Annotated in this window: 14 protein-coding genes; 10 read left to right on the top strand and 4 right to left on the bottom strand. The window is 61.3% G+C overall.

Translation table 11 applies throughout. The features are described from left to right. Window positions 1–7: 7 nt before the first annotated feature. A complete protein-coding gene (locus GRI38_RS11035) occupies window positions 8–1,636 on the top strand; it encodes a TRAFs-binding domain-containing protein (protein ID WP_160683763.1) in 1,629 nt (542 codons plus the stop codon). On the opposite strand, the gene GRI38_RS11030 is transcribed toward GRI38_RS11035, so the two are convergent. Beyond that, window positions 1,637–2,314 (bottom strand): Crp/Fnr family transcriptional regulator, encoded by a 678-nt coding sequence (locus GRI38_RS11030; protein WP_160683760.1) that lies wholly within the window; start codon window positions 2,312–2,314, stop codon window positions 1,637–1,639. A 152-nt stretch (window positions 2,315–2,466) separates the two neighbouring features. Between GRI38_RS11030 and GRI38_RS11025 the strand changes: the two genes are divergently transcribed. Together GRI38_RS11025 and GRI38_RS11020 are read left to right on the top strand one after the other, a co-directional pair. Next, window positions 2,467–3,642 carry an AGE family epimerase/isomerase gene (locus tag GRI38_RS11025; protein WP_160683757.1) on the top strand — a complete coding sequence of 392 codons (1,176 nt, stop codon included), beginning with the start codon at window positions 2,467–2,469 and terminating at the stop codon, window positions 3,640–3,642. 249 nt (window positions 3,643–3,891) lie between these two features. Then, window positions 3,892–4,245 (top strand): response regulator, encoded by a 354-nt coding sequence (locus tag GRI38_RS11020; RefSeq protein ID WP_160683754.1) that lies wholly within the window; start codon window positions 3,892–3,894, stop codon window positions 4,243–4,245. Here the strand turns inward: GRI38_RS11020 and GRI38_RS11015 are convergent. Next, window positions 4,242–7,661, bottom strand: a complete 3,420-nt coding sequence (locus GRI38_RS11015; protein WP_160683751.1) for a CheR family methyltransferase — start codon at window positions 7,659–7,661, stop codon at window positions 4,242–4,244. The genes GRI38_RS11020 and GRI38_RS11015 overlap by 4 nt on opposite strands. 19 nt (window positions 7,662–7,680) lie before the next feature. After that, on the bottom strand, window positions 7,681–8,232 hold the full coding sequence (locus GRI38_RS11010) for a PAS domain-containing protein (RefSeq protein WP_160683748.1): 552 nt from the start codon (window positions 8,230–8,232) through the stop codon (window positions 7,681–7,683). 198 nt (window positions 8,233–8,430) lie between these two features. On the opposite strand from GRI38_RS11010, the gene acs reads away from it, so the two are divergent. From acs to GRI38_RS10975, 7 genes are all read left to right on the top strand, one after another. Further along, window positions 8,431–10,356, top strand: a complete 1,926-nt coding sequence (gene acs, locus GRI38_RS11005; RefSeq protein ID WP_160683745.1) for an acetate--CoA ligase — start codon at window positions 8,431–8,433, stop codon at window positions 10,354–10,356. Between the two features lie 140 nt (window positions 10,357–10,496). Then, the gene (locus tag GRI38_RS11000; RefSeq protein ID WP_160683741.1) at window positions 10,497–11,243 is read left to right on the top strand and encodes an ImuA family protein; all 747 of its coding nucleotides are present in this window, start codon (window positions 10,497–10,499) and stop codon (window positions 11,241–11,243) included. After that, complete coding sequence (locus tag GRI38_RS10995; RefSeq protein ID WP_202389963.1) at window positions 11,143–12,714, top strand: Y-family DNA polymerase; 1,572 nt, start codon at window positions 11,143–11,145, stop codon at window positions 12,712–12,714. Before GRI38_RS11000 ends, GRI38_RS10995 begins: the two co-directional genes overlap by 101 nt. A gap of 12 nt (window positions 12,715–12,726) precedes the next feature. Beyond that, window positions 12,727–16,059: an error-prone DNA polymerase gene (locus GRI38_RS10990; protein WP_160683737.1), complete on the top strand. Its 3,333-nt coding sequence runs from the start codon at window positions 12,727–12,729 to the stop codon at window positions 16,057–16,059. A gap of 70 nt (window positions 16,060–16,129) precedes the next feature. Continuing rightward, on the top strand, window positions 16,130–18,229 hold the full coding sequence (locus tag GRI38_RS10985) for an HAD-IIB family hydrolase (protein ID WP_160683732.1): 2,100 nt from the start codon (window positions 16,130–16,132) through the stop codon (window positions 18,227–18,229). A 2-nt stretch (window positions 18,230–18,231) separates the two neighbouring features. Continuing rightward, complete coding sequence (locus tag GRI38_RS14295) at window positions 18,232–19,368, top strand: glycosyltransferase (RefSeq protein ID WP_337191284.1); 1,137 nt, start codon at window positions 18,232–18,234, stop codon at window positions 19,366–19,368. Continuing rightward, window positions 19,365–20,312 carry a glycosyltransferase family 2 protein gene (locus GRI38_RS10975; protein WP_160683725.1) on the top strand — a complete coding sequence of 316 codons (948 nt, stop codon included), beginning with the start codon at window positions 19,365–19,367 and terminating at the stop codon, window positions 20,310–20,312. The genes GRI38_RS14295 and GRI38_RS10975 overlap by 4 nt, the downstream gene beginning before the upstream one ends. Here GRI38_RS10975 and GRI38_RS10970 read toward each other — a convergent pair. Beyond that, window positions 20,210–21,277, bottom strand: coding sequence for a glycosyltransferase (locus GRI38_RS10970; protein WP_160683722.1), 1,068 nt, complete (start codon window positions 21,275–21,277; stop codon window positions 20,210–20,212). The two genes, GRI38_RS10975 and GRI38_RS10970, sit on opposite strands and share 103 nt — an antisense overlap. Window positions 21,278–21,373: the final 96 nt, after the last annotated feature.

The following is a 21,373-nucleotide window of genomic DNA, read 5'->3' as shown; positions in this document are numbered from 1 at the left end:
GATCATCGTGACCAAGGACATGCGACGATCATCCAACCGCTCCGCCATTCTCTCGGTCGTCGCACTGGCGCGGGCCGGGGCGCTCGATCATGCGTGGGCGACGTTCGAGGAAGCGGGCCTCGACGAGGTGCGCGACGATCCCCGCGTGCTGACGGTGAAGGGGCGCCTGCTGAAGGACCGCGCGCGGATGCTCGAAGCGCATGGGCAAACGGACGACGCAAGACAGACTTTCTCGCAAGCCGCCGATGCCTACCAGATGGCCGCTTCGCTCGACCCGGCGACTTATCCGCTGATCAACGCCGCGACCCTGCGGCTCCTTGCCGGCGACGAGGCCCAGTCGCGCGAGCTTGCGCGGACGGTGCTCGACCGGATTGCGGACAACCCTGACGAGCCGGAAACCCCGTTCTACAAATCCGCCACGCGGGCCGAGGCGCGGCTGCTCGTCGGGGATACGTCGGCGGCGCTCGATGATCTGAGCGAAGCCGTCTCGCTTGCGCCGAGGGCATGGGAAGATCATGCCGTCACGCTGCGCCAGTTCGAGATGATCATGGCGATGCGCGGAGAGGATACCGGCCCGCTCGACCCACTTAAGCCGCCGCGCACGCTTCATTTCGCGGGGCATATCCGGTTCGGCGGGGCGATCGACGAGGATGCGCTCTGCAAGCAGGTACGCGCCTATCTGGAACGCGCGAATATCGGCTTCGCCTTCGGCGCGCTCGCGGCAGGGGCGGACATCATCATTGCAGAGCAGGTCGTGGCGCATGGCGCGGAGCTTCATGCGGTCCTGCCCGGTGGTCGGCGGGCCTTTGGCGAGATGTCGGTCGTACCGTCCGATGAGGACTGGGAGGACCGCTTCGAAAGGCTTCTCTCCAAAGCGGATACGGTGCGCGAGATCGAGCCGGTCGGCGATCCGCCCGATGCGGCGATGATCGCACTCGGCAATCTCGTCGCGATGGGCTGCGCCACGATGCTGGCCGAACGCTATGCAACGCAAAGCTGCCAATTGCTGCTGATGCGCGACGGAAATCACGAAGCGGTGCAGGCCGCAAGTGCAACGGGCGAGGCGGGGGCAATCTGGCGCGGCGGCGGGCGACCTCAGGAAATCATCACCGTAGATGCCCCTGCCGCCGTCACGGCCCCGTGCGAGGAGACGCGCGACCACCGGATGCAGCATCCGGTCGTCTGCCTCGCCGTCGCGCCTGCCGACGAGGATGCGAGGCTCGCTGCCCGACCCGACCTGCTCGACGCGCTGCATCGGGCATGCGGCAGCCACAGCTACAAACTTCCGCCGCGGTGGTCTGACGGAAAAATCGTCTTGTCTTTCGGCGACGTCGAGGAAGCGCTGGCGCTGGGAATGACGCTGGCCGGGGAAGGATGGCGGATCGGGGGCGATCTCGTGGCGGCGCAACCCTTTGCCGATCCGTTCACCGGGACGAGAATGCTGGGGGATGCCCCGCTGGCTCCGCTCGCCGGAACCGTTCGTTCCGCCCTTTCGCGCCAGTTCATCGCGACGGAGAACCTCGCGGCGGCGGCCCGCGCCCTTGCGCCACATGCGGCGCGGATGGAACCGATCGGCGAACTCGAAGAGCGACCCGGTGCGACCCCGCTGGCGCTTTACTCCGTACGCGCGGCCTGACTAGTAGATCGCTTCCTCCAGGCGGCGCGGCGCCAGGATCGTCCAGCTTCCATCGGAGCGTTCGATGATGCCGCGTCTTTCCAGCGCGTTGATTGCGCGCGAGGCGGTTTCGCGGGTCGTGCCGACGCGTACGGCCAGATCGGTTACGATGGGCGGCGGCCTGATCGAGAGGGTGTCGCCATCGGCAAGGCGGCGCAGTTCGGCATAGACGCGCCCCTGCGCGCTGAGTGCGGTGCGCTCGTACAGGCGGACGGTTGCCTCGCGCAGCCGCGTCATCAGCATCCGCGACAGGGCAAGACCGATTTCCCCGTGCCGCTGGGCGATCGTCGCCAGCGCTGCGGCCTCGATGATGAGCGAGGACACCTTGCGCACGGCCACAATGTCGGCTTCCTGTTCGGCCGGACCATCGCCTCCCAGAGCTCCGAAGAGGTCGCCCGGTCGGTATTCCTGCGCCACGACCAGCGCGCCCTCGCGCGAATAGACGACGCCGCGTGCCTGTCCCATGACCATGAAGAATGCATCGGCAATGTGGTCGCCGCGATGGACGATGACCGCTTCCTCGTCGAAGTCGCGGGCGCGGGCCGCGGCGATGATCTTGTGGGCGACCGCGCCGTCGCAGCCGAAGGTCCGGCACAACAGGGATTCGACTCCGCCAGATGCTGTCGCGATATCGGCCATGTTATGGTTGTTAAACTTCCGCCCTGTCTCTGCGCAATGAACAAATGATAGTTTGCGGTGTGGGTGAAATAATAGAAACCAGTGCCATCACCGCGCATTAGGTGAAGGATCGGCCTTTTACCGGCTGCCGCGAAAGACTACGAACGGCCTCCATGACCTCCGAACCTGAACGCGACATCAGCGCGCTGGCCAAGCGTTTCGAGCGCTGGATGTACGAGAAGTCGCTGCCCTTCTGGGCCGATCACGCGCCTGATCCCGAAGGTGGCTTTTACGAGCGGCTGGACCTCGATGGCCAACCGATCCTCGGCGAGGACAGCCGCGTCCGGGTCCAGGCGCGCATGGGCTATTGCTTTGCACTAGGGGCGGAGAATGGCTGGGAACCGGAGCGAGCGCGGCAACTGGCGAACCGGTCTCTCGATACGTTGCTCAACGATTGCCGCCGCGCCGACGGGCTGTACGGCAAGATGGTCGATACCGGGCGGGGCCGCACCGACGATACGCCCGAACTGTACGACAATGCTTTCGCCCTTCTGGCCTTCGCAACGATCGGCCGCGTGTTCGGCGATGTGCGAGCCTTGACAGCGGCGGGCGAACTGCACGAGGCGATCGAGCGGTTGATGCGCCGCAACGCAGGCGAAGGGTCTCAGGCGGGCGGCTATCGGGAGCGACTGCCCGCCCCTGACCGACGTGAACAGAACCCGCACATGCATCTGACTGAAGCCTCGCTCGCTTGGTACGAGGCGTCGGGCGACCGCACTGCGCTGCAGCGGGCCGAACGCATCGCGCATTTCGTTGCGGAGAGGTTCTTCGATGCGGATGCGGGGCTGCTCCTCGAATTCGCCGGCGTCGGTACGGAGGCGAACCATGTCGAGGCGGGGCACCAGTTCGAATGGGTCTGGCTGCTCGACCGGCTCGCTCAGAACGGCGGCGCCGTGCTAAAAGGATTGGCGGGCACGTTGCATGATGGCGGGATGCGGCTTCTCGAAGGGCTCGATTACCTGCCGCTCTCGCAGGAGGTGGACGGTAGCATTCGGCAGGCGAAGCAGCGCACCTGGACCCTGACCGAAAAGATGAAGGGTCATATCGCTCTTTACCGGATGCAGTCGCGGGACGATCTTCTGCCCTTGATCCTGGCAACCGGCAACTCGCTGTGGAACGATCACATCGCACCGGGCTTGCCGGGGGCATGGATCGACGCCATCGACCCCGACGGTCGCTCGCTCGTCGAGGACATCACGCCCGCGACGGGCTATCACCTCTACCTCGCGCTCGACGAATTGAGCAGCTTCGCCAAGAGCCTTGACCAATGGTCGAAAGTGCCGCGCTAAAGCCCGGCAGAGCGGGTCTCGGCATCCTTGAGGGCCTCCTAGACATCATTGTGCGTTGCCAATGTGCAACGATAAAAAGCCAGTGAATCCAGACGTTTTTTCTAGACAAGGCAGAATCTACCATTCAAAACAGGAACTTAATCTTTGTGTAAAAGATTGGCTAACGGAGCGGGTCTTTTTTAAGTAGATCTTGATGGAACCCGACTAAAACTCGAACGTCGTTTCCAAACGGAAAGAGAGGACCCCGGATTGTCTAAACTCGTACTGGTAGTGGATGACGAGGCGCTGATTGCGCTTGATATAGCAGACACGGTGGAGTCGTCGGGTTGCCGCGTGCTGGGTCCGGCCTTCTCTCTGAACGAGGCGGGCGCCCTGATCGACGCGGAAACGCCCGAAGTCGCGCTGCTAGATATCGACGTTGCCGGAATGCTGGTCTGGCCGCTTGCCCGCCGGCTCAAGCAGATGGGATGCCGCCCGGTTTTCGTCAGCGCAAACCATACGCACGAGGAACTGCGAAGCGAATTTGCCGATTGCCTCTCCGTCGACAAGCCCGCATCGGGGGCCGACATCCTTCAGGTTCTCAACGTAGGCGTGGCCGCCTAACCTGCTGACTTATCGACTGAATTGACGGGGAAGACGAAGGTTCTCTCATATCCGTCGGCAGTTGCTCCGCCTTCGATTTCGCCTCTCAATTGTTGCGCCGTCGCCGAGACCAGCTTCGTTCCGAAGCCGGCCTCGTTCTCGATATCCTGGCTTTTTCCGGTCTCTTTCCACTTCAGCGCCAACCGGCCGTCAGCCACGGCCCAGGTCACGTCGATCCGGCCCCCATCTACCGATAGCGCGCCGTATTTGGCCGAATTGGTCGCCCATTCGTGCAGGATCAGCGCGAGCGAAGTGAGCTGGCTTTCCGCAATCGCGACGTCCTCTCCTTCGACATGGATGGTCTGACCCGCTTTCGATGGCGCAGTCACTGTTTCGACGAGCGCTCTCAAATCGGTGCCTTGCGAGCCGGGATTGTTGTGCGAGAGGGCATGGCTTCGCGCCAGGGCATGGATGCGAGAACGCAGGTTTTCCGCAAAATCGTCGACCCCGTCCGCACTTCGGCGACAGATCGAGACCATTGCGGCGATGACCGCGAAGAGGTTTTTGATGCGGTGGTTCATCTCGCGAACCATCAGTTCGCGTTGCTCGATAATGCGCTGTTCCGAGGTCACGTCATAGGTCACGCCGATGAACTTGCGTTCGTTCCCGGTGACGATCCGCCGACCGAGCCCGTGCAGCCAGCGCTCGCTGCCGTCGCGCAAGGGAATGCGGAACGTCTCGTCGAAATTATGTTCGCCATCCATCGCCCGGCGCAGCGAATTGTTGATCCTGTCGCGATCTTCGGCTGGCATCTTGGCCAGAATGGGTTCGAGACGCGCGCCGTCCTCATCCTCGTCCATGTCGAACAGTCGTCGTTCGGTCTCGTCGAGCCGCGTCCTGTCGGTCGTCGGTTCGTATTCCCAGATGCCGATCTTCGCGACTTCCAGCGCGAGACGCAATCGCTCGCGCTCTTCGCGCAATTCGCGCTCGAGTTGAAGGGCGTCGGTCACGTCGGTGAAGACGAGTGTCGCGCCGTCGACAGAACCGTCCATCCGCCGATAAGGGATCACGCGGCCGATATACTCGCGCCCGGTTTCCTTAGAATAGGCGCGATATTCGCTGGAGCTACCGTTTTCCGCGGCCTTGCGTGCGAGGTCGACGAAAGTCGCGTCTTCGAGGCTATGCGGCAAGCTGCTCAGCGGTCGGCCGACATCGCGTTCGGATATGGGGAAGAGGGCCTGCGCCGCCTCGGTAAAGCTGCGAAGCTGTAGATTGCCCTCGACCACCAGTACGATCAATTCGGTCGTGTCGAAGAAGTTCTTGAGATCGGAGTGTGCGACAGTGACCTGATCGACCTTCGTCTTCAGCTCGTCATTGACCGTGGTCAATTCCTCGTTCGTCGACTGAAGCTCCTCGTTCATCGACATCATTTCTTCGTTGCTGCTTTTCAGCTCTTCGTTCGTCGTCTCCAGTTCTTCGACAGTCGTGCGAAGCCGGTATCGTGTTTCCTGCAACTCTTCTTCGAGAAAATGGAGTTGCCCGTCAGCCGCATCGAATTCTTCGTAATCCTCTTCGGAAAACTGCTGAAGCGCGCCGTTTTCGCGCACGATTATAAGGTAGTTCGCCGTATCGATCGGCTCGCAAATGACGGTGCAGGGCAGTATCCCGAACTCCGTCTGCACGCCGACATCGCGGGTGATGTTGCGATCGCCGCTTTCGATTGTCTTGCGCAGGATCGGTCCGATGACTTCCCGCAGTCCCGGTAAAGCAAGACTGGGCGCATGAAGATTGCGCTCCTTCCGGTCGGGGAAGGTCAGGAATTTGCCCGTGCTGCCCCACCTGTCGAGGAGAAATCCCTCGTCATCCACCAGCAGCGTCGCCGGAGCGTAGCGATTGGCAATCCGGTTCAGCACGGCTTCGCGCGTATCCGGTCTTTGCGGCTTGCTTTTGCCCGACGCGTTACCCGAACGCCGATTGACCGGCTGTTTGGGTCTGATCGCCTCGATATTGGGCGTGTAACGGCTCTTCACTTCATTGCGCATGAAGATCCGGTGTTTCTGATCGACTGTCTTAAATAGATCCTCGAAGCGCCCGATGGTCTCGGACGATCCGAGAAACAAATAACCCCCCTTGGTCAGTGCGAAGTGGAACAGGGGAAGGACGTGCTTCTGCAACGTATCGTCGAAATAGATCAGCAGGTTGCGGCAGGAGATTAGGTTGATCTTGGCGAAGGGCGGATCGCGCACGAGGTTGTGCAGACTGAACCGCACCATGTCGCGGATTTGCGGCACGACGATGAAGTGATCGCTGCTGCCGATGGTGTAGCGATCCTGCAGGCCCTGCGGAATGTCCTTCAGAGCCGACAACGGATAGACCGCCTCCCTCGCGATCGCGAGCATCTTGTCATCGATGTCGGTCGCGAACACGTTCACGTAGGGGCGTTTCTTGTGCCGACGCATGGCCTCGGCGAACATCATAGCGATGGTATAGGCCTCTTCGCCACTCGAGCATCCCGGCACCCAGACACGGATTTCCTCGGAATCCTGACTGTGCGAGACGAGTCGGTCGATGACCTGCTCGTCCAGCGCCTCGAACTCGTCGACATCGCGATAGAAGCGCGTGACGTTGATCAGCAGATCGCGAAATAGCGCCTCGCATTCGTCCGAATCCGAACGGATACGCTCGACATACTCACCGGCATCCTCGATCGAGAGAACCTGCATCCGGCGAGAGATGCGGCGAATGAGTGTCGCCCGCTTGTAGCGCGAGAAATCGTGGCCGACCGCTTCCTTCATCGCATCGCATAAATTGTCGATGTGGTCGGTGACGTTCTCCGCTTCCTGGCTGAACTCTTCCGATTTGATCCGCCGGTCGAAGAAATTGCCGAGCGCCTCGATAATTTCGGATGGAGCAAGGACAAGATCGACAAGGCCCGTTCCGACGGCGGAAACCGGCATCCCGTCATAGCGGGCCGTCTCCGGCTCCTGAGCGATGGCGAGCCCCCCGAACTCCTTCACCGCCCGTAAGCCGCGACTTCCGTCGGCGCCGGTTCCGGAAAGGATCACGCATGAACTGAGCGATTGCCGGTCGTGTGCAAGGCTCTCGAAGAAGTCGTCGATCGGGCGGCGCATCCCGCGCGGATCGGCAAATTCCGTCAGTTCGAGATAATTGTCCGTGACCGCGATGCCGTGCCCTGGCGGGATGACGTAGATATGGTCCGGTTCGAGAGCTTCGCCGCCCTCGATCTGCTTGACCTTCATCGTCGTGTATCGCTCGATGAGTTGCGCCATGAGCGATTCATGCGTCGGATCAAGGTGCTGAACGACGACGAAAGCCATTCCGGTGCGCCCGTCATGACCCGCAAACATCTCGCGAATTGCTTCCAGACCGCCCGCCGACGCACCCACGCCGATGACTGGAACGCTTCCCTCATCCATGAGCCGGTTCGCTAAAGAATTACGGCTGTTCGTCAAGTCGCAACTGGGCGATCAGAGTATGGCTCGAAGCGAGCTGATCGTAGGTACCGATCAATACGAGGCCGTTTTCTTGTGCTGCGAACCGAAGTTGGCGAATATCTTCTTTCAAAGCCTGTTCGTAGACTTCCAGGTTGTCCGTCGTGCTCTTCGTAATATCGAACTGCGAACCCATGATGAAGGCGACCTCATCGTTACGGGTGAGTTTCGACATATAGACGAGATTGATGAATTCTTCCCCGTTGGACCGCACGTTGGGAACCACGAAGCGACTGTTCGTGTCGCTATCGTCATGAATGAAGGCGTGCATCCGTTCGCGCACCGGCCCCGCCCCGCCCGAGGGCTGGAGGAAACGGCAATTCTTTCCGAGAACCGCTTCGTTGGTATAGCCGGTCATCTTGGTGAAGGCGTCGTTGATGGCGATCAGCGGACAATCGGGAGCCTGCGCATCTGCGATCGAAAGCGAGATATTGCTCGACTTCATCAGTCGCAAAATCCCATCGGGCAGTTTGGCTCTTTCGGGGTACGTATTCACCGCCCGCTCTTAGACCCGCCACCGGCCCGGCGGCAAGCATAGTCTCCCCTTCAGTCGCTCGTTTCGGCGAGTGGTCGGCAAGCCTGTTGTAGCTTAGGGAAAACCTTTGACCGGCTTCCTTCGCCTACTATGCTGAGAAACCGAAAGAAACGTGCGTCGGCATGGTAAGGCCGGACCACGGCAGAAGAGGAAGCAGCGATGAACGGATTTGTCCAACGCATTGAGCAGAACCGCGAGACGCACTGCTCCGCCGAGGAATACCAGCACCTCTATCGCCGCTCGCTCGAACAGCCGGACGCTTTCTGGCTTGACCAGGCGCAGCGCCTCGACTGGTTCGAGGCTCCGACGAAAGCGGGCGAATGGTCCTTCGATCCGGTCGACATCCGCTGGTTCGCAGATGGCACGCTCAACCTGTGCCACAACGCAGTGGACCGCCATCTGGCCGAGCGAGGAGATACGACCGCGCTCATTTTCGAGCCGGACGACCCTGCCGACGACGGGCGAAAGCTGACCTACAGCGAGTTGCATTCCGAAGTCGTCGGGATGGCAAATGCATTGAAGGCGATGGGCGTTCGGAAGGGCGACCGTGTCACCATTTATATGCCGATGATCGTCGAGGGTGTGCTCGCCATGCTGGCCTGTGCGCGGATCGGCGCGGTTCACTCGGTCGTGTTCGGCGGGTTCAGTCCCGAAGCGCTCGCTGGCAGGCTCGTAGATTGCGAAAGCCGCTTCGTCGTCACTGCCGATGGCGGGAAGCGCGGGACGAAACCGATCCCCCTCAAGACGAATGTCGATGCCGCCCTGGAGCTGGAGGGGGTAACGGTCGAAAAGGTGTTGGTCGTTCGTCATACCGCCGAAGATACGGCGATGAAGGAGGGGCGGGACGTCTGGTATCACGAGGCTGTTTCGGACGCCGACTGCCCGTGCGAACCGATGAAGGCGGAGGATCCGCTTTTCATTCTCTACACCTCAGGCTCGACCGGCAAGCCCAAGGGCGTGCTGCACGCGACCGGCGGCTACGGCGTGTGGACGGCCACGACCTTCCATTACGTATTCGATTACGAGCCCGGCGAAATCTACTGGTGCACGGCCGATATCGGTTGGGTGACGGGTCACAGCTACATCGTTTACGGCCCGCTCATCAACGGCGCGACGAGCCTCGTCTTCGAAGGCGTGCCCAACTATCCCGATCACGGGCGCCTGTGGGATGTCGTGGACAAGCATGGCGTCAACATCCTCTACACCGCGCCCACGGCGATCCGGGCATTGATGCGCGAGGGCAATGGCTTCGTGACGAGCCGCGACAGGTCTTCCCTGCGTCTGCTCGGGACGGTCGGCGAGCCGATCAACCCGGAGGCCTGGCGCTGGTATTTCGACGTGGTGGGCGAGGAACGTGCGCCGGTCGTGGATACGTGGTGGCAGACCGAGACGGGCGGTGTGATGATCACGACGCTGCCCGCCGCCCACGACATGAAGCCGGGCAGCGCCGGCAAGCCCTTCTTCGGAGTGGTCCTTGAGCTCGTGGACAATGACGGCGAAGTGCTGGACGGTGAAGCTGCCGGAAACCTCTGCATCACGCAGAGCTGGCCCGGACAGGCGCGCACCGTCTATGGCGACCACGACCGGTTCGTGCAGACCTATTTCAGCACTTACAGGGGCAAGTACTTCACCGGAGATGGCTGCCGCCGCGACGAGGACGGCTATTACTGGATCACGGGCCGGGTGGACGACGTCATCAACGTCTCGGGCCATCGCATGGGCACGGCGGAAGTGGAGAGCGCGCTAGTCCTGCACGACAAGGTCGCGGAGGCGGCTGTCGTCGGCTACCCGCACGACATCAAGGGGCAGGGCATATATTGCTATGTCACCCTCAATGCGGGCGAAGAAGGCTCTGATGCCTTGCATGACGAGCTGCGCGTTCACGTGCGCAAGGAGATCGGACCAATCGCGACCCCGGATCACATCCAGTTCACCGGTGGACTGCCCAAGACCCGCTCCGGCAAGATCATGCGCCGCATTCTGAGAAAGATTGCGGAGAACGACTTCGGCGCGCTCGGCGATACCTCGACGCTGGCCGACCCGTCTCTCGTCGATCGCCTGATCGAGGGACGGCAGAACCGCTAGTTTTCCGGCCGGTCTGGCCTGCTTACACCGCTCGCACGATACCGGCGACGTTTCGCAGGTCGCCGTCGCAGGCCATTGACGAGTCCGCTTTCGCACGCCTAAAAATGGAACAAACAAAGAACATAAGCGTAGCGGATTTCATGGATGAGCCTCGTTTCAAACACGATATATCACTGGTATCGAACGATAATTTTCGCGATGCGCGCGATCTTGTCGACGACTCGATTGGCGACTCGACCGCTCGACCGATTCTTCCGTTCAAGCCGCAACTGGTCGAATTGTTCGGCCATTTTCGCGATGCCGGCGTGGCAGGTTTCGCCCTTGCGCAAATCCCTGCCGGAGGGCGCGTCCTCTGGGTGCAGGAGCGTATGGTCGCGCTCGAAACCGGACGTCCGTTCGGTCAGGCGTTTGCGCGCTTTCGCGGCGATCCCGACAACCTCGTGCTCGCCTGTTCGCGCAACACGACCGACCTCTTGTGGACGATGGAAGAGGGGCTGAAAAATTGTTCGCTCTCGGCCATCATCGGAGAAATATGGGGCGACCCGCGGGTCCTCGACTTCACGGCGACGAAGCGTCTCGCCATGCGGGCCGAGCGGCGCGGCGTGCGCGTTTTCCTGATCCGGTTCCAGGGGCATCCCGATCTGTCGGCCGCCCGGCAGAGGTGGAACATTCACTCGCTTCCCTCCGCTCCACATCCCTACGATGCAAAGGCGCCCGGCGCCCCGCGCTGGAACGCCGAACTGTTTCGGGCACGAACCATCAGGCCGAGCACCTGGCAGGCGCAATATGACCGGGCGGCGCATCGCCTCGATCTGGTTCCCGCATTTCCCGATGGAGCGATGGACCCGTCGCAACCGGCGGCCCTTCGCCGGTGGCGCGGACGATAAAGACGATGGTTCACCTGATCCGATAGTGCTCGCCATCGAAGGACGGCATGGCCCCGTCATTCACGATGCCAACGAGGCCGCCTTGCGGATCGGAATGAAGCGCGGCGCGCGCATAGTCGATATGCGGGCGCTGGTTCCCTCCCTGCGCGTGGAACAGGCTTCTCCCGCAAACGACGCCGCCGACCTGGCGATGCTGGCCGACTGGTCCCGGCGCTGGTGCCCGTGGACGCAGGTGGACGGGATCGACGGATTGCTGCTCGATACCACGGGCAGCGACCATCTCCACGGCAGCGAGCAGGCGTTGCTCAAGGAAATGCAGGACGCCTTTCGCAAGCTCGACCTTACTCCGCGTCTCGCCATTGCGCCGACGATCGGGGCGGCCTGGGCACTCGCCCGTTACGGGGCCGAGGATACCGACAGTTGCACGCCCGGCAAGTTGACGGCGAAGCTCGATCCCCTGCCGGTGGCGGCGCTGCGGCTGGAGCGCGATACCGTGCAACTGCTCAACCGTCTGGGCATCAAGACCATCGCCGAACTTGCCGGTCTGCCCCGCGAGGCACTCGTCCGGCGCTTCCGCAAGATCGAGGAGAAGAATGCCAATCCCGTCATCCGGCTGGATCAGGCGGTGGGCCGGCAACCGGAATTGCTGATCGCGCGGCAGGCGAGGCCGCCCTTGCGCGTCATGCGCAGGCTGGCCGAACCGCTGCTCGACATTACCGGTCTGACGCAGATCCTGCGCGATCTGTGCGGCGACCTGAAACCCGTTCTGGAAAGGGCGCATAAAGGGGCGCGGGGGCTGGCTTTCACAGTCTATCGGGTGGATGGGCGCACCTGCTCCAGTGAAGCGAGGACAAGCCGGGCAACCCGCGACCCGGACCATCTCGCATCGCTGTTCGACGGCAAGCTCGAGCGGATCGATCCCGGTTTCGGCATAGAAGCGGCAACGCTCGAAACCGTCGATGGCGAGGAACTAGGCGCCATGCAGGACGGCCTTACGGAGCAGGCCGAGGACGAACTCGCTTTCAGTCAGTTAATCGACCGGCTGGTCGCCCGGCTCGGCATGACCTCGGTCCTGCGACCCGCGAGGCGGGGCAGTTACCTTCCCGAACGGGGGGAGGCCTGGGTTCCGGCCAGCGAGGAAGATGCGCCCGTCGCCCATGCCGTCGATCGGTCGGCTGCTACGCCGCTGCGCCTGCTCGAGCGCCCCGAGGAAGCCGAAGTCGTCCACGCCGTACCCGACGGTCCGCCAGCACTGTTTCGGTGGCGCCACCAGCAGCACGATGTCGCGCGCAGCCAGGGACCGGAAAGGATCGCGCCGGAATGGTGGCGGGAAAAATCGACCGCTCGCCTGCGCGACTATTATCACATCGAGGACAGCCAGGGCCGTCGCTTCTGGCTGTTCCGGGAAGGTCTTGCCGATGACGGGCGGGGCAGCAATCCGCGCTGGTTCGTCCACGGGCTGGATGCGTGAGGGGCGCTCGCAATGCCCGAAGCCCCTCTCACGCCGGACAAGCGAACGCTCGCCAATCCTGAGGATTACCGGCCCAACCCGCCCGCACCCTATGTCGAACTGGGCGTGACGACCTGTTACAGTTTCCTGCACGGAGCCTCGCAGCCCATCGATCTCGTCACGACGGCTCATGAACTGGGGCACCACGCGCTGGGCATAGCCGATCGCAATACGCTGGCAGGTATCGTGAGGCTGCACACGGAAGCGACGAAGGCGAAGCTGACGCCGGTCATCGGTTGCCGGCTCGATCTTCTGGATGCGCCCTCGCTCTACGCCTACCCTCGCACGCGAAATGCCTATGGCGAATTATGCACCCTGCTTTCGGCGGGAAAGATGGAGGATGCCGAAGGCAAGTGGCAGGCGAAGGGCGCGTGTCACCTGACGCTAGCCGATGTCGCGCGCACCCTCGGCGAGGAATTCTTTCTCATCGCCATACCGCAAGCGGACATTGCCGCCTTCTCCGCAAAGCTAAAAGACATGGCGCGAATGCTTCCGGCGCTTAGCCATGTCGCGGTATCGCGGCTTTATCGTGGTGATGACCGGGCGCGGATCAACCGGTTGCAGGAACTGGCGAAGCGGCACGATCTCGCCCTCCTCGCCACCAATGACGTGCATTACCATGCTCCGACGCATCGTCCCTTGCAGGACGTGATGACTTGCATCCGGGAGAAGACCACGATCTTCGATGCTGGCGGGCTGCTCGATGCGAATGCGGAAAGGCATCTGAAATCACCGGCAGAAATGCAGCGCCTGTTTGCCGACTGGCCCGACGCCATCGCGCAGACGCGGATCGTCGCCGATGCGTGTTCCTTCTCGCTCGACGAACTGCGTTACGAATACCCCCATGAGACCGTGCCAGAGGGCAAGGATGCCGACGAATATCTGGCTGAATTGACGTGGCAGGGTGCGAAGGAGCGCTATCCGGACGGCATACCGGACCGCATCCACGCGGTCTTGCACAAGGAACTCGCGCTGATCGCGAAGATGGAGTTCGCGCGCTACTTCCTCACCATTCACGGCATCGTCCGCTTCGCTCGCAGTCAGGATATCCTGTGTCAGGGGCGGGGCTCTGCGGCGAACAGCGCGGTCTGCTACTGTCTGCAGATCACCGCGGTCGATCCGGCGACCTGCGACCTGTTGTTCGAGCGCTTCATCTCCGAGGAGCGCAAGGAGCCGCCGGACATCGACGTCGATTTCGAGCATGAGCGGCGCGAGGAAGTCATTCAGCATATCTACGCCAAATATGGCCGCGCCCGTGCCGGCCTGTGCGCGACGGTGGTTCATTACCGCCCCCGCATGGCAGTGCGCGAGGTGGGCAAGGCGATGGGGCTGTCGGAAGACGTGACGAGCGCGCTCGCCAAGACGGTGTGGGGTAGCTGGGGTTCCGAAGTCGACGATCTCAACATCCATGAGGCCGGTCTAGACCTCACTGACGCCCATCTGCGCCGCGTCATAACCATCGCAAATCAGCTGATCGGCCTGCCGCGCCATCTCTCGCAGCATGTCGGCGGTTTCATCCTGACGCAGCGTCCGCTTACGGAAACCGTGCCGGTAGGGAATGGCGCGATGCCCGAGCGCAGCTTCATAGAATGGGACAAGGACGATATCGAGGCTCTGGGTATCCTTAAGGTCGACGTTCTGGCGCTGGGAATGCTCACCTGTATCCGCAAATGCTTTGCACTCGTCGAGGCGCATTGCGAACGCCGACTGACGCTCGCCAATATCGAGCAGGAGGATCCGGCAGTTTACGCGATGCTGCAGAAAGGGGATTCGCTGGGCGTCTTCCAGGTCGAAAGCCGGGCGCAGATGAACATGCTGCCGCGTCTGAAACCCAAGACCTTCTACGATCTCGTCATCCAGGTCGCGATCGTTCGGCCCGGCCCGATCCAGGGCGACATGGTCCACCCCTATCTGAAGCGGCGACAAGGGCGCGAGGCTCCTTTTTATCCTTCGCCAGGACCGGAACACGGGCCGCCGGACGAATTGAAAAAAATTCTGAAACGAACGCTCGGCGTTCCGATATTTCAGGAGCAGGCGATGAAGATCGCCATGGTGGCGGCCCGCTTCTCGCCTTCCGAAGCGAACAAATTGCGCAAGGCAATGGCCACTTTCCGCTCGCGCGGGATGGTTTCCGAACACAAGGAAAAGATGGTCGGCCGGATGGTCGAGCGCGGCTACGATCCGGAGTTCTCGGCCCGCTGTTTCAGCCAGATCGAAGGGTTCGGGGAATACGGCTTTCCCGAAAGCCATGCGGCAAGTTTTGCCCATCTCGTTTACGTGTCCAGCTGGATCAAGCATTACTATCCGGCCATTTTTGCTGCCGGGCTTCTCAATTCGCAGCCTATGGGCTTCTATGCCCCGGCGCAAATCGTGCGCGATGCCCGCGAGCACGGCGTGAGCGTCTATCCGCCGGACGTGAATTACAGCGAGTGGGACAATACCGTCGAATGGCAGGTAATCGACGGTAAGCGGCAACTCGCCCTGCGCCTAGGGCTAAGACAGGTGGATGGGCTGTTGCAGGAGGATGCGGCGCGGCTCCTCGCCCGACGCGACGAGCCCTATCAGACGGTCGAGGATTTGCGCAGCCGGGCGAAGGTCGGCGCACGATCGATCCAGATACTTGCCGCTGCCGACGCCTATCGCTCGATGGGGAAGGATCGCCGGGCGGCCCTGTGGGATGCCCGCGCAATCAAGAATGCGCCCGACCTGCCCCTTTTCACCTACGCCCGGGAGCGCGACGAGGGGTCCGACGTCCCGGCCATATTGCCGGCCATGCCGCTCAGCGAACACGTCGTTGCGGATTACCAGACCTTGCGGTTCTCGTTGAAGGAGCATCCCATGAGCTTTCTTCGCGGCAGTTATCAAAGCCGAAGCTTCACGAAAGCGGCTGATCTCAGGGGATGCCGCTTCAATCAGCGCGTCTCGGTTGCCGGACTGGTACTCATCCGACAGAGGCCGGGAAGCGCTAAGGGGGTCGTTTTCATCACGCTGGAAGATGAGAGCGGAGTAGCCAATCTCGTCATCTGGCCCGATGTGCTGAAACGCTTTCGCAAGACGATCATGAGCGCGCGTCTGATGGCGGTGGAAGGGACCGTGCAGATGGACGACGACGTCATCCATGTCGTGGCGCAGCGTATTCATGACGACAGCGACCGGCTGTCCTTCCTGTCGGACGACCTCCTGAGGCACGATGTCGCACGCGCCGATCACGTCAATTCACCGCTCCCTTCCAAACTAGGAACGGGCAGTCACGCACATCATCCACGCAATGTCAGCGTGATACCGAAATCGCGTGATTTTCACTGATACCAGCAAACATAAACTAAGTTTAACATTCGATTGATTTGAAACGAATGACCGCCCGAAGGATTGGTTTTTGCGGAGTAGGAAACAGAAAGGCTTCGATTTGCATATCCTGTCGATCGCCTTGGGTGGGTGCATTCGAGGCGAACCAGTACAATACGGGATTACCGAGGATACCGGCGGGCACATAACCTACATACTCGGAGAGATGGAGGCATTGTCCCGGCGGGACGATGTCGATCGTGCCGAAATCGTCACCCGACTGTTCGATGACGAGAGGCTGGGCAGGGAACATGCAATCGCCGAGGAATATCTCAATCCAAAGCTGGCCATAACCCGGATCGACAGCGGCAATCGCAAATATCTCGCCAAGGAACAACTGGCCGCTGACCGGGCCGCTTTCGTTGCAGCGCTAATAAAGAATCTGCGCCAGCGAGATCGGTTGCCCGACATCGTGCATGCACATTTCGCCGATGCCGCGGATGTCGCAAGGCAGATCAAGGACGCGCTCTCCATCCCCTTTATCTATACTCCCCATTCGCTCGGCCTCGACAAGCTCGAAGCCGGGGCGGAGCGCAATATCGGCCTCGTCGACAGGATTGCTGAGGAAGACGCGGCGATCGGGCATGCCGCCGGAATAATCGCCTCGTCGCGCGATGAATGCGAACGCCAACTGACCGCCTATCCCTCTGTCCGGATAGACCGCATTCATCGGATCACGCCGGGTGTCTGCGCTGAGCCTGCGACCCGTTCGGATATCGATGCGGCACGACAACTTGTTGCGCCCTTCCTGAAAGATGAAGCCAAACCCGTGATCCTCGCCGTTGCGCGAGCAGTTCGCAAAAAGAACCTCATCGGCCTCGTCGAAGCCTTCGGTCGCAGCGAAGAACTACGCGGCAGGGCGAACCTGGTACTTCTCGCCGGCCAGCGGAAAGGTTTGCTTGAGGGCGAAGCCGAGCAAAACGAGGTCATTAGCGAAATTATCGACGCAATCGACCAGCACGAACTCTACGGCTCGATTGCCTACCCGCCACACCATTCGCGCAGGGAAGTCCGCGGCCTTTACGCGCTTGCGGCAGAGGGCCGGGGCGTGTTCGTCAATCCGGCGCTGATCGAGCCTTACGGCCTTACTCTAGTCGAGGCTGCATTTTACGGCGTGCCGGTCGTCGCGACCAAAGTTGGTGGGCCGTGCGATATCGTTAGAGAACTGCAACACGGAACGCTCGTCGATCCGACAAACATAGGCGAGATCGAAGCGGCTATCATCGATTTGCTTGACGATAAGGATAAGTGGAACGCGGCTGCTATTAACGGTCACTCGGGCGCGCATAGCATGACCTGGGATCGGTACGCGGAGAAGTTCATGATGCTGGCCGAGGAAGTCGTCGATCCACAAATGCGATCAAAGCTATCGCAAAGTTACCACCATCTCGTCGTCAGCGATCTTGATAATACCTTGACCGGGTGCCGCGAGGGCGCACGCCGCATTGCACGGTTCTTCGCTCGCCGAGACGATGATGCTTTTGCGATCGCGACCGGGCGCTCCATCATCGAAGCGCAGCGCATCGTTCGCGAGTGGAATTTGCCGCAGCCGACCGTCTGGATCACCTCCGTCGGATCGGAAATCTATTGGTCTGGCAACGATGGACTGACCCTTGACACCGACTTCGCCGACCAGATCGAACGAGATTGGCGGCCCCAGGAAGTCGAACGGGCTCTCGACGACGTGCCCGGGTTGGAGCCGCAAGCTAATTACGAGCAACGTCGGTTCAAGCGCAGCTATTTCGTCGGAGAGGAGGGCGTCGTCGACGAGGTTCGTCGGCGTCTCGAAGAGGACAAGCTGGAAGCGCGCGTGATCCTGAGCCACGGACACCTGCTCGACGTGTTGCCAGCGAGTGCCGGCAAGGGAGCTGCCATGCTTCACGTCGCCAGACGGCTCCGCGTTCCCGTCGAACGATTGATAGCCATCGGCGACAGCGGGAACGATCACGACATGCTCAGTATCTGTGAGAATTCCGTTATGGTCGCCAATTATTCGGGTGAACTTTCCGATCTCGTGGGACAGCGCGGGCTGTACGTCGCGCAGCGAAGGCACGCTGCCGGTGCTCTCGAAGGGATCGTGGCGTATCATGCCCGTTCGCGCCGCAACTCGTCAGAACGCAAGGCAGCGTGAGCGTGGCCGGACCCGTCGGATATTTCGTCCATCATCAGGGGCGGGGCCATGCGGAACGCGCTGCCGCCATCGCCAACGAACTCGTATCGCGCAGGCCGGTAACGCTCTTCTCTGCTCGGACCGACATCTTTCCGGCTCTGGACGAGCGCATAGAACTGACGCTCATACCGTCGCTCTTCGAGCCAACGGGAGATGAGAACGATCGCCTCGCTGATCTGTCGACGCCCGAAACGATGCATTGCGCGCCATGTGGATGGCCGAGCATTCGCAGCGCCATGGCAATTCTCGCTGGGTGGTTCGACGAAGCGAAGCCCAGCCTCTTCGTAACGGATGTCTCTGCTGAGCTCGGACAATTCGCCAGGCTCTGTTCGGTGCCTCACGTCGCGGTTCTGCAACATGGCGAGCGCGGGGATGCGGGGCATATGGCAAGTTATGAGGCGGCCATCGGACTGCTGGCGCCTTATCATCGATCGCTTGAACAGTCAGACAGGCCGGACTGGATGCTGCGTAAGACCTTCCATGCTGCCGGTGTGGGACTAGATGTAGCGAACCTGCCTTCACGCGACGAAGCGCGCAGGCGGTTGGATATTCCTACCCACGAAGATGTCGTGGTCGTCATTGGCGGAGGGGGCGGAAGCGGCTTGCCGACGGCCCCATTGACGCTCGGTGCGAGAGGCGAACCGGAAACTCGATGGTTCACCATCGGCAAGGTTACGAGCGAGTGGCACGAGACGCCCCCGGTCAACCTCGAACATAAAGGCTGGGTCGATAACCCCCGCGAGTGGATAGCGGCTGCCGACCGGATCGTGTCCTCGTGCGGGAATACGACGGTGCATGAGATACTTGCCGCCCGCAAACCGTGGATCGTCGTTCCCGAATGGCGTTATTTCGACGAGCAACAATGCAAGGCTGAGGTTCTAGAGCGTGAAGGACTGGCTGCAGTATCGCGGACCTGGCCGTCGCACCGCGGCGCCTGGACAGGTCTGTGGGTCAGGGCCCGTTCGCTCGAATTGAAACATCGACCGGTCATCATCGACGAAAATGCCGCCTCGCATGCCGCCGAGTGGTTGAACGGTCTTGCCCTCAGGGGAGATACCTCTTCCCGACCGGGCATGGAACGACTGGAGGTCGTCGGTTGAAGATTTCAGTTTGTACGCTCGGTCACGGTAGAGCGGACCATCTGCGCAATCTGGTGCGAGGGCTCCAAGCGCAAACCGAGCAGCCGCACGAACTCGTCATCGGTGTGATGCAGGACGAGCGATACGACGTGCCTCAGACGGAATTTCCCGTTCGTCAGATCCTACTCGAAGGAAGCGACATGCCGCTTGCCGCTGCCCGCAATGCAGCAGGGTCGCAAGCTTCGGGCGAACTTCTGATCTTCCTCGACATCGACTGCATCCCGAGCCCGTCGCTGGTAGCGGATTACCGGCGCGGTGCATCCACGGCGGGAGGGCTGCTGATGGGTGAAGTCGGCTATCTTCCGAAAGGGATAGCAGGAAGCTGTCTGGACTTCGACCTCTTCGAACGCGTCGCGGTTCGTCATTCGGAGCGTCCGGGGCCGCCGGCGGGTCCGATTGGCGCGTGCAGCGACTACCGGTGCTTCTGGTCGCTCAATTTCGCATTACCGAAAGCTGTCTTCACGTCACTTGGCGGCTTCGACGAGCGTTATCGGGGCTATGGCGGAGAAGACACGGATTTCGGACGCATGCTCTGGGAGGCCGGGACCGACCTATGGTGGGTAAGAGGGGCAAAGGCGTTTCATCAATATCATCCGCATCATATGCCCCCCGTCCATCATCTCGACAGCATCCTTGCCAATACGAAGGTATTTCAGGAGAAGTGGGGCGAGCCGACCATGCAGCATTGGCTGCGTGCGTTTCGCCTGATGGGCTTGATCGACAGGGACGGCGACGACTGGATAAAATTGCGCGACCCAACGCCCGCGCATCTGCAACTCACCCGCCAGCAGGAGCACGAACCTTACGCGAGCAGTTCCGCCGTGCTGGAAACGCTCGAACGCGAGGCCGACGCTTTTGCTTCGGCGGAACGATCGACCCGTTTGCCCGAGAAAACCGAAGCGTAGCAGTCCTCGTAGCCTTCGATCATCGCGTCGATCGAAAGGTGTCGCTCCGCATGACGGCGACACTCCTGACGTGAGATCGTTTCGATCGAAGCCATAGCCCGAGCCATCGCGCCGACATCGCCGCGGGGTACGACAGTGCCGCAGGATGCGACGACTTCTCGCATGGCACCGCGATCGAAAGCAATGACGGGCGTCCCGCAAGCGAGCGCTTCCGCCGCGACGAGCCCGAATGGTTCGTCCCACATCGGCGTCAGGAGCATGCCCTTCGCGCGCGCGAATTCTCGAGCGAGCAAATCCCGGTCCCGATGACCGCAATAGGCGATTGCGTCGGTCAGGTTCGGTGCGATCATGGTGTTGTAGTAAGTTTTGTCCTCGATCGGGCCGAAGATGCGTAACTGCGCATTCGCTTCTCCGGCGGCGGCCACTGCTTCGGCCAACCCTTTGTTCGGCGTAATCCTGCCGGCCCAAACGAAGTGGTTACCGACTTCGCTTGCAGGCTTCCAGAACGCGCAGTCCACGCCGTTAGCAACGACACGGATCTTGTCGAGGCAATCCGCCGGCCAGAGCGGCCTCTGACTTTGGGAGGTCACAGTGAAGAGCGAAGTAGGCGAGCGAGCGGCGCAGACCTGCTCGCTCATCAATCGAAACGGCGGAACGTGCTGCGACGTAACGCAAGGGAAGCCGGTGCGGTCGGCCCATTCGATGACTTCGACGAACAACGAGTTGTTGTGAACTACATCGAAGTCTCCGGCCTCGATTTCTCGCCATGCATTGGCAAACGCTTTCGCCTGATAATCGTATAGTTCCGGTGTTCCGCGAAACTCATCCCAGGGAAGGACGTCGTCGTAGGGGAAATCGCAGATCGGGAATAAGTGCGGATCTTCAGAACCGGAGCTTGCGAAGAGGACGACATCATGTCCCTTTCGGCGCAAGCCGTCGCATAACGAACGGCAGTGCGCTTCCATCCCTCCCTTAAACGGCTCCGATATTGGATTTCGAATATGTGCCAATACGGCAATACGCATGGAAGGGCTTTCTCGTACTGGAACTTATTGTGAAGC

This window comes from Parapontixanthobacter aurantiacus (genome assembly GCF_009827635.1).
In the GTDB taxonomy this organism is placed as follows: domain Bacteria; phylum Pseudomonadota; class Alphaproteobacteria; order Sphingomonadales; family Sphingomonadaceae; genus Parapontixanthobacter; species Parapontixanthobacter aurantiacus.
The sequence above is the reverse complement of the archived record's forward strand: the minus strand, read 5'-3'. Positions and strand labels throughout refer to the sequence as shown.

Excerpts from the sequence above, each read along its gene's own strand:
- GRI38_RS11030 (WP_160683760.1), bottom strand. The coding sequence starts at position 2,314 with ATGGCCGATATCGCGACAGCATCTGGCGGAGTCGAATCCCTGTTGTGC.
- GRI38_RS11025 (WP_160683757.1), top strand. The coding sequence starts at position 2,467 with ATGACCTCCGAACCTGAACGCGACATCAGCGCGCTGGCCAAGCGTTTC.
- GRI38_RS11015 (WP_160683751.1), bottom strand. The coding sequence starts at position 7,661 with ATGGATGAGGGAAGCGTTCCAGTCATCGGCGTGGGTGCGTCGGCGGGC.
- acs (WP_160683745.1), top strand. The coding sequence starts at position 8,431 with ATGAACGGATTTGTCCAACGCATTGAGCAGAACCGCGAGACGCACTGC.
- GRI38_RS11000 (WP_160683741.1), top strand. The coding sequence starts at position 10,497 with ATGGATGAGCCTCGTTTCAAACACGATATATCACTGGTATCGAACGAT.
- GRI38_RS10995 (WP_202389963.1), top strand. The coding sequence starts at position 11,143 with ATGACCGGGCGGCGCATCGCCTCGATCTGGTTCCCGCATTTCCCGATG.
- GRI38_RS10990 (WP_160683737.1), top strand. The coding sequence starts at position 12,727 with ATGCCCGAAGCCCCTCTCACGCCGGACAAGCGAACGCTCGCCAATCCT.
- GRI38_RS10970 (WP_160683722.1), bottom strand. The coding sequence starts at position 21,277 with ATGGAAGCGCACTGCCGTTCGTTATGCGACGGCTTGCGCCGAAAGGGA.